This is a genomic window from Bacteroides sp. (genome assembly GCF_030151085.1).
GTDB lineage: Bacteria > Bacteroidota > Bacteroidia > Bacteroidales > Bacteroidaceae > Bacteroides.
Genome location: NZ_JASLER010000035.1, coordinates 88,863 through 101,244, shown reverse-complemented (window position 1 = coordinate 101,244; position 12,382 = coordinate 88,863). Strand labels below are relative to the sequence as shown.

The 12,382-nt window shown below is 40.9% G+C and carries 13 protein-coding genes; 7 read left to right on the top strand and 6 right to left on the bottom strand.

The features are described from left to right. Nucleotides 1–8: 8 nt before the first annotated feature. The 3 genes from Q1W14_RS06725 to Q1W14_RS06715 all read left to right on the top strand — a co-directional run bounded on the left by Q1W14_RS06725 (nucleotide 9) and on the right by Q1W14_RS06715 (nucleotide 1,553). A complete protein-coding gene (locus Q1W14_RS06725) occupies nucleotides 9–641 on the top strand; it encodes a hypothetical protein (protein WP_300700099.1) in 633 nt (210 codons plus the stop codon). 64 nt (nucleotides 642–705) lie between these two features. Beyond that, on the top strand, nucleotides 706–1,260 hold the full coding sequence (locus Q1W14_RS06720; RefSeq protein ID WP_300700098.1) for a cob(I)yrinic acid a,c-diamide adenosyltransferase: 555 nt from the start codon (nucleotides 706–708) through the stop codon (nucleotides 1,258–1,260). A 71-nt stretch (nucleotides 1,261–1,331) separates the two neighbouring features. Then, nucleotides 1,332–1,553: a DUF2795 domain-containing protein gene (locus tag Q1W14_RS06715; protein ID WP_002558131.1), complete on the top strand. Its 222-nt coding sequence runs from the start codon at nucleotides 1,332–1,334 to the stop codon at nucleotides 1,551–1,553. 176 nt (nucleotides 1,554–1,729) lie between these two features. Here the strand turns inward: Q1W14_RS06715 and Q1W14_RS06710 are convergent, their stop codons facing one another. Continuing rightward, on the bottom strand, nucleotides 1,730–3,031 hold the full coding sequence (locus tag Q1W14_RS06710) for a DUF362 domain-containing protein (RefSeq protein ID WP_300700097.1): 1,302 nt from the start codon (nucleotides 3,029–3,031) through the stop codon (nucleotides 1,730–1,732). 205 nt (nucleotides 3,032–3,236) lie between these two features. On the opposite strand from Q1W14_RS06710, the gene Q1W14_RS06705 reads away from it, so the two are divergent. Next, on the top strand, nucleotides 3,237–5,672 hold the full coding sequence (locus tag Q1W14_RS06705; protein ID WP_300700096.1) for a DEAD/DEAH box helicase: 2,436 nt from the start codon (nucleotides 3,237–3,239) through the stop codon (nucleotides 5,670–5,672). Nucleotides 5,673–5,704: 32 nt separating this feature from the next. Here Q1W14_RS06705 and Q1W14_RS06700 read toward each other — a convergent pair whose 3' ends face one another. The 5 genes from Q1W14_RS06700 to Q1W14_RS06680 form a co-directional block, all read right to left on the bottom strand. Next, nucleotides 5,705–6,088, bottom strand: a complete 384-nt coding sequence (locus Q1W14_RS06700) for a DUF3037 domain-containing protein (protein WP_300700095.1) — start codon at nucleotides 6,086–6,088, stop codon at nucleotides 5,705–5,707. Then, a complete protein-coding gene (locus Q1W14_RS06695; protein WP_300700115.1) occupies nucleotides 6,066–6,848 on the bottom strand; it encodes a HipA family kinase in 783 nt (260 codons plus the stop codon). Before Q1W14_RS06695 ends, Q1W14_RS06700 begins: the two co-directional genes overlap by 23 nt. Nucleotides 6,849–6,913: 65 nt before the next feature. After that, a complete protein-coding gene (locus tag Q1W14_RS06690; protein WP_300700094.1) occupies nucleotides 6,914–7,273 on the bottom strand; it encodes a DUF488 domain-containing protein in 360 nt (119 codons plus the stop codon). Continuing rightward, complete coding sequence (gene ric / locus Q1W14_RS06685) at nucleotides 7,270–7,998, bottom strand: iron-sulfur cluster repair di-iron protein (protein WP_300700093.1); 729 nt, start codon at nucleotides 7,996–7,998, stop codon at nucleotides 7,270–7,272. Before ric ends, Q1W14_RS06690 begins: the two co-directional genes overlap by 4 nt. Nucleotides 7,999–8,498: 500 nt before the next feature. Beyond that, nucleotides 8,499–8,996 carry a GNAT family N-acetyltransferase gene (locus tag Q1W14_RS06680; protein ID WP_300700091.1) on the bottom strand — a complete coding sequence of 166 codons (498 nt, stop codon included), beginning with the start codon at nucleotides 8,994–8,996 and terminating at the stop codon, nucleotides 8,499–8,501. 214 nt (nucleotides 8,997–9,210) lie between these two features. Between Q1W14_RS06680 and Q1W14_RS06675 the strand changes: the two genes are divergently transcribed. The 3 genes from Q1W14_RS06675 (at nucleotide 9,211) to Q1W14_RS06665 (ending at nucleotide 12,364) form a co-directional block, all read left to right on the top strand. Continuing rightward, nucleotides 9,211–9,771, top strand: coding sequence for a porin family protein (locus Q1W14_RS06675; protein WP_300700090.1), 561 nt, complete (start codon nucleotides 9,211–9,213; stop codon nucleotides 9,769–9,771). Nucleotides 9,772–10,199: 428 nt separating this feature from the next. Next, nucleotides 10,200–10,418 carry an XRE family transcriptional regulator gene (locus Q1W14_RS06670; RefSeq protein ID WP_300700089.1) on the top strand — a complete coding sequence of 73 codons (219 nt, stop codon included), beginning with the start codon at nucleotides 10,200–10,202 and terminating at the stop codon, nucleotides 10,416–10,418. 302 nt (nucleotides 10,419–10,720) lie between these two features. Continuing rightward, nucleotides 10,721–12,364 carry a hypothetical protein gene (locus Q1W14_RS06665; RefSeq protein WP_300700088.1) on the top strand — a complete coding sequence of 548 codons (1,644 nt, stop codon included), beginning with the start codon at nucleotides 10,721–10,723 and terminating at the stop codon, nucleotides 12,362–12,364. Nucleotides 12,365–12,382 lie beyond the last annotated feature (18 nt).

Genomic DNA, 12,382 nt, shown 5'->3' with positions numbered 1-12,382 from the left:
TTGTTGGTATGAATCGCATTATACTTACTCTGAAACGTCCGTTTATCTGGTTACGTCGTTTTCGCAATCGTTGTGGTTACGGGGTACATTCTCCTTTTGCTTTTAATCTGATAACTCAAGTAATCTATCAGTCTACACCTTATTATAAATATAAGGATCTGGAAGAGGAAGAGAAACGGCTAGCACTAGAGAAGGATAGACAATGGTTGTATGAGCTGAAAAAGGTAAAGCAGTTTCTGTTTCGTCTTGTTAATTATACCCAACCATATACAGTAGTCGATGCCGGTACCCTTGCTGCTTCTGCGCTCTACTTAAAAGCCGGGAAGGAGGGAGTCGATTATACTTCTGCTTTCGATCTCTCTGAGTTATTCCTGGAATCCGGCATTCCCGTAGACTTTCTTTATCTGCACGATTACCGCCATCCTGATTTTATGGAGGATGTTTTTCGTATCTGTGCGGATCGTATAACGGAGAAATCAGTTTTTGTTGTTGAAGGGATTCGCTATAGCTCGAAGATGCTCGCACTTTGGAAACGCATGAAGAAGGATGAGCGCGTAGGCATTACCTTCGATCTTTATGATCTCGGTGTTATCTTCTTTGATAAAACTAAGATAAAACAGGATTATATTATCAACTTTTGATTATCTTTAGACGTTTAATTTAGTGATCATTAAACTACTTAATCACTTAAAACAACGTTTTATTATGAAGATATATACTAAAACCGGAGATAAAGGAACAACCTCACTTGTAGGTGGTACCCGTGTGCCTAAGACTCATATTCGTCTGGAAGCTTATGGTACGATTGATGAATTTAATTCTAATCTGGGGTTATTGATAACCTATTTGTCCGATGATCGCGATAAGCATTTCCTTCAGCATGTGCAGGATAAATTGTTTGCAGTAGGTTCCCATCTTGCCACTGATCAAGAAAAAACTAAACTTTACGATGTGAGCATTATTACTCCTGCATTGGTTGAGGCGGTAGAGCGGGAAATTGACCATTTGGATAGTCTGGTGCCACCTCTTTCTAACTTCATTCTTCCGGGAGGAAGCCGTGGAGCGGCGGTTTGTCATATTTGCCGTACTGTTTGTCGTCGCGCCGAACGTAGAATTCTTGCTTTGGCTGAACATGTGGAAATTTCTTCTGAATTATTAGCTTATGTAAATCGTTTGTCTGATTATTTATTTGTTTTGTCGCGCAAAATCAATTGTGATGAGAAAAAAGAAGAAATATTTTGGAATAATAGTTGCGTGTGAAATAAATTGTTATACTTTTGCCGAAAAATAGAAAGTAGGACTTAATATTTACAATTTTAATACTTACAGATATGTATTGGACATTGGAATTAGCATCGAAACTGGAAGATGCTCCTTGGCCGGCAACTAAGGATGAATTAATAGACTATGCCATGCGTTCGGGTGCTCCGCTTGAAGTGATTGAAAACCTGCAGGAAATGGAAGATGAAGGCGAGATTTATGAAAGCATTGAAGATATTTGGCCCGATTATCCGAGTAAGGAGGATTTCTTTTTTAACGAAGAGGAATATTAGCGCGGAATCAGCAAAAGCCTTGCATAGTTAGAGGCTAAAAGTGAATAGTGTGAGGCAGCTAAAAGGCTGCTTTCGCTTTTTAAAAACAGGTATGACACAGAATCTATAATTCCTTTTTAGTGGAATAGTAGATTCTGTGTCATACGTGCTTTAATATGATGAAGGATTTTCTTTTCTTATTTGCCGGAACGTAGTATGTAAATCAACTCTATTCCTTTGTCTTTACCTAAATTGCGGCTATACTGTTTGTCTTTCGCATTACTCCAATGTTCGGCTACACCAAGGCTTGGTAAATAGGTACCATCACCTTCGGGATCATATTGGGTTCCCGATGGGGCTTTATCGGCTTGGGCTGCTTCTTGCAAATACATATCCGAGTAGTTGACATCGGGCATGTTGGGAAACTGGTTGATGAGGAAGTCATTTCCTACCATGTCGATGGCTACAGGGTCGAGGCTCCCAAATAAAGAACAAGGCCAGTTTCCGTTGAAAGGTGCCATATCCCATTTGGGAGCAGGTACACCATCTACCTGTTTGCATCCATACAAACCGTCAATCAGCCAAAGAAGCCCTTTACCACCCAGGTCTTTGTGTCCCATAAAATCAACGAAAGTAATGTATTTGGGAGTACCGTCTTTGCTTTGATTGAAGTTGTTATGAAAGTTCTTCCTCCAATCTGCATGGATACTCATAGCTCCATACCAATTCTTGGCACAGAGGGTAACACCTTGCCCCACGTGTCCTTTCAGTAGTGCCATGTTAATGACATAATCGGCATTGGTAAATGCTGTTGCAATGCCACGTGCTAGAGGACCGTTGTCTTTGGAGTAAGCCATGGCATCTGCGGTATAAGTAGACTTGGTACGTCCTTCACCTCCGTGATTATCTACAAAACGAACTTTTGGAAAAGCGTCGTGGCACTTCTTAAATAGAAAATCGGTAATGAAGCGGCTCGGTTCGGCAACGGTAATGGCTTCTTCGGGTACTCCTGCATTATAGACCAGGCTTTTTAGCAATGCTAGCAGCAATTGGGGGGAAGAGTTTATTTCCTTGCAATCAGCGTGGGAGTAAGTATTGTTATTGTTAACTTTGATAGTAATCTTTTCATTGGGGGCATAACCTGATTTCCCCTTTCCATGATTGGAATTGTAGTACTTGAACAAGGTTTTCCAGGCAGCTTTCTCATTCTTGGTCCCGGTAAGCGAACGAAGGGTTTGCTTAATCAGCCAGTCGCAATCATCTTGATTGTTAAAGCGGTCTTCGAACCAGAAGCTATCTCCTTCATCCCAGCTGGCTGCGCCGGGAGCATGGCTCCAGGTTACCCGACCAGGGAATATACCACGAGCAGTACCTACAGGTTGGTTGATACCTAGGCATTGTTTCACGGGAGATTCTTGTGACATCTCCTGTGCTTGTACTGTTTCAGAAGTAAGGAAGTATCCTAGGCAAATGAATAAAAGTAGTAGTGTGTTTTTCATTATATAATTTTTTTATTTAGTCTTTCATAACTCAAAGATAGTGAATGCTGTGAGTTATACAATGATTTAGTAAGTTAACAATGATATAAAGTATGCTTTTTTTGCAATAACATTTTGGGGAGGAATTAATCTACCTTATATTTGTGATATTTTATTGCATAAAAATAAGTAGAAATATAAGGAGAGGTTTTAATATCCCGTGATTATGGCAGATATAGAAATAGAAACAACGCGGCAATTACCCGAATTGAGAGAAAGACATTTGCCGGAAAGTTGCCGCGAAGCGGTGAATATACTTTTAAAAGAAACATACGGCTATGACCAGTTTCGCGATCTTGAAATTTATGACGATTTGTTTAAAGGAAAAGATAAACTCAGTATTTCACAAGGACAACTGATAGAGAATGTTATTCTTGAAGCAGAGAATGCACAAAAAGACGAGAAGTCTCAGGTCGATAATATTTTGTTGACTGCTCCTACCGGTTCCGGAAAATCATTATTGTTTCAACTTCCTGCTATTTATCTGGGAAAGGAATATAATCTGCTGACTATAGTTATTTCTCCTTTGAAAGCCTTGATTGTGGATCAGGTGGAAGGTTTGCAGGATTTAGGGTATTCGCGTGTGGCGTATGCTTCTTCTGATCTTTCGCCCGAACAGAAGGCAGAAGTTTACAGTCAGGTACGCGAAGGAGAAATCAATTTATTCTACCTCTCGCCCGAATTACTCCTTTCATACGATATCAAGCACTTTATCGGTGAACGTCGTATCGGTCTGGTTGTTGTAGACGAGGCGCATACAGTGACGACATGGGGTAAGGAATTCCGAGTGGATTACTGGTTCCTGGGACGCTATCTGAGTGCATTGAAAGAAAGTCTTGGTTACACATTCCCATTATTTGCATTGACTGCTACAGCTGTATGGAATCCTAAAGGTGGTAATGATATGGTGTTCGAAACTATTCGTTCTTTGCAGATGGAACCCTGTGTACTTTATGTGGGTACCGTGAAACGTCGGAATATCGGTTTTGATATCCGTCAGATGCAGATGGAAGAAGGGGAGACTTATGACAAAGCTAAACAGCGTGTAGTTGCTGCCAGGATAGAGGACTTTTTGGACGGTCATAAAACGTTGCTTTATTATCCTTTTGCGGGTGGTATTGATATGAGGTTGAAAACTTGGGTCAAGCCTTCGGATTGGAATTTGGTGGCTTCCTACTATGGTAAGAAGGATAAAGAACAGAAAGCGACAATTGTGCAAGAGTTTAAGGAAGGTTCCAAACGGTTGATTGTTGCCACGAAAGCTTTTGGTATGGGAGTGGATATCAGTGATATCGACCGTGTATACCATGTTGCACCATCGAGTACATTTGTTGATTATATACAGGAGATAGGACGTTCCGCCCGCGATGCGGATATTCAAGGTGTATCTGTTACGGACTATCACGAGCGTGATTTCTACTATATGAAGCGTCTGCATCAGACAGGGAATATTGCTCAGGAACAGTTAGTGCTTATTCTGAGGAAGCTCATGGAAGTTTATCGGATGAAAGGTGAGAAGCCCGAAATAATGGTCTCTTTGTCCGACTTTGAATTTGTGGTGAAATTGCCTCGAACCAAGAATAAGCTGGAATATGAAGCAGAGCTAGGACAACTCATCAAAACAGCCTTGCTATGGCTGGAAGATGATTTGGCGCAACGCTACGGAAAGCATTTATTGGAAGTCAGCCCCAAAAACTTACTGACCGAAGGATTTGTTCAAGATAAGATGGGGGATGCTTTTGCCCATGAATTTCAGGATTTTCTCACGAAGGTAGAGGGCGAAGAGAATGTTTACATGGCTCGTCTTGATGATCTTTGGGAAGAACGTTTCTCTGATCTTGGTTATAAAGAATTCAAACAGAAACTGAATAATGGTACCTTATGGGAAGGTTCCCGTGCTGTATCGGTAGGTAAACATGAAGTCTTGCTAAAAGAAGATGCTGAAGTGATTCGTGAACGGATGAATGCGATGTTCAATAGCTTGACTACCATGTTGAAAACCGCCTTGCTGAAGAGTAAAGGGCGTTTTGATGAAGAAGAACTTCGTGCAGTCTTTGCTGATCATGGCATGGATGTGCGGTCTGCCAAACGTTTCATTGGTTCTTTGTTGGAAAGTCGTACGGAAGAAGGGCGTAGCGTCAGCTATATTAGTAGCGTGAAGAAAAAAGACTCTAACGAATTATCTTTTACAGTGACAAAAGGCTTTGATTTGCTATTGTCCCGTTATCAGAAATTATTCGGTCAGCGTATAGTTGGCAGTAAGGGAGACCGGTTGTTATTCTATTGTACTCCTTTCTCTGATTTGAATATGCTTCTGAACCTCCTTTCTATGCTCGATTGCCTTTCGTTCTGTGTTGAGGGTGGTGGTACTCCTTGTGTCTCCGTCCGTTTCAATGATCCGGATAATCTACAAAAACTTGCTTTCTCCGACGACTATCATAACCTCATTCTTGATACGAATGAACGGATTTTTGAGGAGCAGATTGATTTGTTTACCTTCTTCTTCGGTACGGATAAGTTGACGGACGAGCAACGTTGGGGCTTTATAGAAGATTACTTTACAGGCATGGGAGTAGAAGAATTGAAGAAAAAGTATTCGTAGTCAGACTATCCTTTGTCGGACTTATGGAGATACTATAAGACTAACTCTCTAAAGAGTCTTTCCAATGTTTCATCCAAATTATCTGAAAAACCTGCATGTGGACGTGAAGTCTGGATGCAGGAACTTCTTATGGCGGTGAGCCAACGAAACCTTTCCGGTACATCGAGAGAGGCGATAGGACCTCCGTCTTTATCTCCCGAACAGATTTTCTGAAATACTTGCAGGTGGGTTGCTGCCATTTCGGGGTCCAGTTCGGTGGCATATAACTTTAATTTCTCTTCATCTATATGGCATAGTGAACAGATAAAGTTCGCCTTTTTGGAGAACAGAATGACTCCCACATTGAAGAACTCCTCACGTTCTACTTTGGGAACCAAGCGGATGACGGCGTATTCATATAAGTGTTTTCCTTGCATCTTGTGCTTCTTTTACAAATGTTGCGGAATGCGCCAGCCTCTCGGTCAGAAAGCGCGTATATATTTCTCTGATTTCTTCGGGTGTCTCGTCTACATCGTTCCATTGCAACCAATCATCGGGCAATAGGGCGACGATGGAGCGTATTTTCTCTTCTGTCAGTAGAGGCTTGAGTTCTGCATCCGCTTTTTCAAGTTGGGAGGCTTCGGGAAGCAATACATGGTTTTTGATATAGTTGAAAGGACTTTGTGCATCCTTTTTCCAGTCTCCCCAAGAGTGATGGAAATAGAGTGTGGAGCCATGGTCTATCAGCCAAAGTTCCTTGTGCCACATCAGCATATTGGTGTTGCGGAAAGTGCGATCGATATTGGTCAGATAGGAATCAAGCCAAACTATGCGGGAAGCTTGTTCGGCATCGATACGTGTTGCAGCAGGGTCGAAGGTCAGCGCACCCGAGAGGAAATGTAGCCCTAAGTTCAATCCTCTGCTCCCTTGTAGTAAATCTTGAATCTCCTCATCGCCTTCGGTGCGACCGAAAGCTTCGTCGAGGTTCAGGAATACAAGCTCCGGTACACGGAAACCCAGCAGACGGGCTATCTCTCCGCCAATCAGTTCGGCTACTAATGCTCTTGTGCCATGTCCGGCACCACGAAACTTCACGACGTATTTGAATTCGTCGTCGGCTTCTGCGAGTGCAGGCAGGGAACCACCTTCACGCAGAGGTGTGATGTATCGGGTTAAGTTGACCGTACGTAATTCTATCATTTTATATTCCGGTGCCTAAATAGCACCGTTCCTTTCGATACAAAGATAATGAATATTTGTGATTAGCCTAAATGGGCTTGCAGAAACTGTTGCAAGATACGTGCATGATTGTGAACAGGCTCTTTGGAGGCATATAGCAGAGTCACTATATTGTAGGACTTTATATGTTCGATGAACTGGCGAGCATCTACCGAGTCTTCAAGTTCTTTGCGATACATGGCAGCAAAACCTTCCCAATGTTCTTCTTGATCCTCATGAAACCATTTTCTTAACTCCGGTGAAGGGGTGATGTCTTTCTCCCATACATCATATTTCAGATATTCCTTCTTCATGCCGCGTGGCCACAGTCGATCCACCAATACGCGGTAGCCGTCTGTGGTATCGGGGTCTTCATATACTCGTTTGATTCTGATCTGCGTCATGGCCGTTCTTTCAATTCTGCTTCCAATGCAAGGGCTCTTGGAAAGACAATGTTATTTTCCAAATGGATATGCTGATGCAAGGCTGCTACAAAGTCCTTCAGTTGTCGCAGTACCAGGCGATAGCTGTCGCAGGCATCTTCCGGTGCAGTAAATTCCTTGGTTAGTTCCTCAATCTTCCGGTAACGTTCTCCTTCGGCATCATGTTCTGCCATCATCACGGAGATGGGGGCTGAGATGCTTCCACATTGGAATTCCTGAATTGCGATGTTGTCTAATTTAGCTTTTACCATCTCATAGATATATGGGAAGAGAACCAGCTCTTCTTTGTCGAGATGCGAGTTCAGGTCGTAAATGGAATTATAGAAGAGTTCCTTTACGGTGTAAAGTATCGGATGTTTTTCACCGTGTACCTGGCATACTTTATCCAGTAACTTCATTATTTCCGGACCTTGTTTGCGAATGTTGCGGTGGTGGATTTTAAGGATGTAATCTACTAGTAAATCCAACGGCCAGCTCTTGAAATCAATACTCTCGGAGGTAGTTGGCACCAGAGTTTCTATCTCTTTTATAACTACTTCCATATCAGCTCCTGCCTTTTTACTGGCTTCGGGCAGAAGAATGGAACCGTGGCAACAAAAGTCAATACCGTATTTGTCAAAAATTACGGCATTATTAAAATTGTCGGCAACTATTTCACCAACAGTCATTCTTTTATAATCCTTCATCTCAATATTGTTTTTATCTTCCACTTAATAGTGAAACTATTTTATATTAAAACAAAGAGTGGATAGTTTATGTTTGAAAAATTATAGTTATTTGAGTTTACTTATTTATGTGAATCAATAGTTGAAGCTTGTTCATAAACCCGTTTACGACATCTTTTATCAAGGTCTGTATCTGCTACAGAGTGCTCTCAGCACTACCAATATCGCTGACATGGAGGGCAAACACTACTTGCCACCTCCATCGGGATCGAGCCTAAGGTGGAGGAGAAACTGATAAACCTTTTGTCAAGCGGGAATTAATACAGCGTTTGTCACCGGGAGATTGTTAGAAGGTACAGGCGGAATAGGCTTTGAAACTACCAGATCGCTATCTGCTCCGCTATTCCTCCGCTTATGGGTACCTATAAGCGGAGCAGGAGCGGAGAGGAAGGGGAGGAAAAGGGGAGTTGTGTGCATTATCCCTCTGAAAGGAATTAATTTAACTGGCTGATTCACATTATTTATTGTTCTATCTTTTGGAACGCCAATCTTTCGTCTCCATTGGCAAGGAAGATGATTCCACAGTAATGAAAACCATGCTTTTTTAAGATATATTGCAGAATGTTATTGTCTCGATGAGTATCTGCACGTAAATTCGGTATTTGTTCATAGCACCATTGCAGGCAGGCGGTGGCTACTCCTTTGCTTCCTTCGGTACTTGCCAGACGATGAATAACGCCGTATGGAAGTGTATCTTCCAGCCATTCTCCTTCGTAAATCTGAGCATAGGTAGGGTCATTACCGGGGATAAAAGCAAAAGTCCCGATGATTTCTCTGGCTTCATTGAGACATACATAGCTATTGCCATTCTGAATATCCTTGGTTACGATTTCGATAGATGGATAGTTACCCGTCCACTGTTTCATATTTCCATCTTTCCGCATGATGCGTTTGGCCTGCTCAAAGATTTCCATGAGGATATCTATCTCTTCGAGTTGCGTCTTTCTTATTTCTATCATAAAATTGGATATTTTAAAGATAACGAGGATAGGAATTTCTTATTTCTTCGTTGCAAATGTAATTGTTTTGTAGATTTAGATGTTTCTATTTTCCTTGTTTTTTTGTGTGTTGCAGTAGATTTAGAATGTAAGTTTATGAACAAATTTAACTACATATTGTTCCTTTAATGATATTTTGCATATATTTGTCCCGAAATTTTAAACACAATGAATTATGAAAAAGATTTTTAGTGCTTTCATGATAGCTGTATGCTATATGCTAGTGGCTATGCCTGCTCAGGCGCAACTCATTAAGTGGGGTGTCAAAGGTGGTGTGAATATGACAAAGATAGACTGGGATGGTGGATATAAAGGTAACAAGGATAACTCTACCGGCTTCTTCATTGGTCCAATGGCGGAAATCACAATTCCTATTGTAGGTCTTGGTGTGGATGGAGCTTTATTGTTCTCACAGAGAGGTAAAGACGCTGTGAAGCAAACCGGTCTGGAAGTGCCCATTAATTTGAAATATACCATCGGACTGGGAAGCATGCTGGGTATCTATTTCGCAGCGGGTCCTGATTTCTTCTTTGATTTCAAAGAAAAAGATTATATTGATCGTAAGAAAGCTCAGGTAGGACTTAACTTAGGAGTCGGTGTTAAATTGATTAAGCACCTTCAAGTTGGTGTAAACTATCAATTCCCAATGGGAGACAGCTTTACCTTTAAGAATGCAGGCGATGCTATCGGCGCCAAGAACAAGACTTGGCAAATTTCTGCCGCATATTTGTTCTGATAAGATATTTAGTTTGTAATATGTATTTGGACCTCCTTGTCGCAGAAATGTGGCAAGGAGGTTTTTTTTGTGAAACTAAAAAGAAGGGTGATTATTTTGTAACTACCGTCCGGAGTTGTATATTTGCCACACCTTTTCAGCTGGTCCGCAAGGACAGGGGGAGGGTGACATGATTTTATAGAGACGTTTACGTACTTTTATCTTTCTGGTTTAAACTTCGCAACTTTAATCTATGGAAGGATATGGCAACGAAAGCGTCCACTATGTATGTGTTTATCAAACATATCAGCCATTGGTGTGTTCTGCATAATCCGTACGGCGTGGGCCAGCTGCGTTGCTTATCTCCATAGAGGGCATTGCGAAGGCCTAAACCAGGGATAAGCAGATGTAGAACCCACGCTTTTGCGTATAATGCACATACTAATCCTATGGAACCCATTGGCAAACTTATCAAGCAGGAATTGGAACGGCAAGAACGTTCCGTTACTTGGTTTGCCAAAAAATTATCATGCCATCGTACTAATGCGTATGATATCTTTGCACGGGATAATATAGATCTGACTCTCCTTATTCGCATATCCCGTATCTTGCACCATAATTTCTTGAAAGATCTTTCAGATGAGGTAGAGGAAGACCTCTTCAGCTGAAATGTCTTACCCCCACTTTCTGACCGCTTAATCTCTTTATTGAAAAGAATAGTTGCTTATTTATCTTCTTTGGAAATTATATTAACATAATGAGAAATGTAATACGGCGTAAACGATTGAATGGAACTTAACAAAAACTGTAGTGAAATATGCTACAGCAGTGTCTAATATCACGCTATATACATGAGTAACTAATAGTTGATAATTCACATACCTTTGCTTCCGTTAAGAAAATCACAGGCAAAACAACTGATGGTAGTCTTGAAACATAACTTGTTATACTAATATTAATTTTTACGATTATGAAAAAGAAACTCATGATGGTTGCAGTGCTTTTGGGAGCGTTGACTCTGGGAGCGTGCGTAGACGACAATGAATCGGCATCGGTAACGAATGTGCGTGAAGCAAAAGCGGAAGCATTGAAAGCAGTGGCAAAACTGGATAATGCAAAAGCTGAAGCTGAATTAATTAAAGCTAATGCAGAAAAAGCTTATCAAGAAGCCCAAGCTGAATATTACAAAGCTAAGGCTGCTGCTGAACAAGCTACTGCTGATAAAGCTCAGTTTGAACTAGAACAAGCACAAGAAAAGTATGCTTTGGAACTTGAAAAGATTAAGCTTCAAGCTCAGTTTGATTTACAACAGTTGAAAGATGAGATGGCTGCCTATGAACAAGGACTGGCAGACCAAGCTTATTACAGCATTAAGAATGCATATAACAACTATTATAACGAACTATCTACATTAAATAATAAGAAGTATTCTTTGATTGACAAGCAAGCAGAACTTGCTAAATTGGAAGCTGGTATCATTAGTTCAGCTGCGTGGAATAAGTATAACACTTTGCAGAGTCAACAGAATATCGCAAATTATGAGAGCCAACTTGCTATCTTGCAAGATAAAGCTTATGCCGGATTAGATAACGCAGAATTGACCGCTAAAGCTCAAGCTAAACTAAAAGAAGCTCAGTTAGCGCAAACAGCATTTGCTAATGATCCTACTTGTGCCGCTTTATTGGCTACATCTGAGCCTGCAAAGAATGCTGCCGAAGGATTAGAAAAGCAGAATGAGTTATTAGATGCTATTAATAATTTATATTGGGGCGTGATAGCTTATGAGCAATACTCTGGTTTGAACTACACTCTTTATAAAGCTGTTGCTTATAGTTATAGTGGTAACTCTGGTTATCAGTCTTTTAAATCCAATGCTCGTATTGATGAAGTTCTGAAGTTGCAGGCAGACAGATATTTTGCATCTATAACAGAAACTCCTGCTAAGGAATTGGGTACTGCTGCTGATACTAAAGATAAAGATTCTGCTTATGGTCGCTTGGCTAAAGCCAACGATGATTTGACTATTGCAAATAAAGCCTTGACTACAGCAAATGCTTTGCCTGGAACCACTGATACTGAAAAAGCTGCAAAAGAAGCCGCTATTTCAACTGCGAAAAGTCAAATCAGTGTTGCTGAAGAAAATATAGCAAGTGCTAAAAATAATTTGGTAACCAAACAAGCTGCTTATGATGAAGCAGTTGCTTCTCAAAAAGAATATAATGATGCAATTGCTGCTTTCGATATCGCTGCTTATAATAAGGCTGTAGCTGCTTTTGAGGCTGCTGTTAAAGCGCAGGAAGATGCTGAAGAAGCATGGAACGATGCAAAGAGTTCCATCAGTGAGCTTTGGAATGAATATAATGCTTTGAATTATTTGGCAAACAATAGTGCAACCGATATTAATAATCAGATAGCCCTTTTAGAAGCTCAAATAGAAAGCGAGAAAGCAAATATTGAAGATTATAAGTATAATAATGATTCTTCAGAGCGCACTTTGGAAAAAGCTAAAGCTGACATAGAACAACTGAAAGCTGTAATAGAGGCTCAGAGTAAAGTGGTAGATGCAGCTAAGGCAGCTCTTGATGGAGTGCTTGCCTCTGAAGCAGCAGAATAACCCCCAATATTAACGGCA

Coding starts and splice junctions, on each gene's coding strand:
- Q1W14_RS06725 (WP_300700099.1), top strand. CDS start 9: ATGAATCGCATTATACTTACTCTGAAACGTCCGTTTATCTGGTTACGT.
- Q1W14_RS06720 (WP_300700098.1), top strand. CDS start 706: ATGAAGATATATACTAAAACCGGAGATAAAGGAACAACCTCACTTGTA.
- Q1W14_RS06715 (WP_002558131.1), top strand. CDS start 1,332: ATGTATTGGACATTGGAATTAGCATCGAAACTGGAAGATGCTCCTTGG.
- Q1W14_RS06710 (WP_300700097.1), bottom strand. CDS start 3,031: ATGAAAAACACACTACTACTTTTATTCATTTGCCTAGGATACTTCCTT.
- Q1W14_RS06705 (WP_300700096.1), top strand. CDS start 3,237: ATGGCAGATATAGAAATAGAAACAACGCGGCAATTACCCGAATTGAGA.
- Q1W14_RS06700 (WP_300700095.1), bottom strand. CDS start 6,088: ATGCAAGGAAAACACTTATATGAATACGCCGTCATCCGCTTGGTTCCC.
- Q1W14_RS06690 (WP_300700094.1), bottom strand. CDS start 7,273: ATGACGCAGATCAGAATCAAACGAGTATATGAAGACCCCGATACCACA.
- ric (WP_300700093.1), bottom strand. CDS start 7,998: ATGAAGGATTATAAAAGAATGACTGTTGGTGAAATAGTTGCCGACAAT.
- Q1W14_RS06680 (WP_300700091.1), bottom strand. CDS start 8,996: ATGATAGAAATAAGAAAGACGCAACTCGAAGAGATAGATATCCTCATG.
- Q1W14_RS06675 (WP_300700090.1), top strand. CDS start 9,211: ATGAAAAAGATTTTTAGTGCTTTCATGATAGCTGTATGCTATATGCTA.
- Q1W14_RS06670 (WP_300700089.1), top strand. CDS start 10,200: ATGGAACCCATTGGCAAACTTATCAAGCAGGAATTGGAACGGCAAGAA.
- Q1W14_RS06665 (WP_300700088.1), top strand. CDS start 10,721: ATGAAAAAGAAACTCATGATGGTTGCAGTGCTTTTGGGAGCGTTGACT.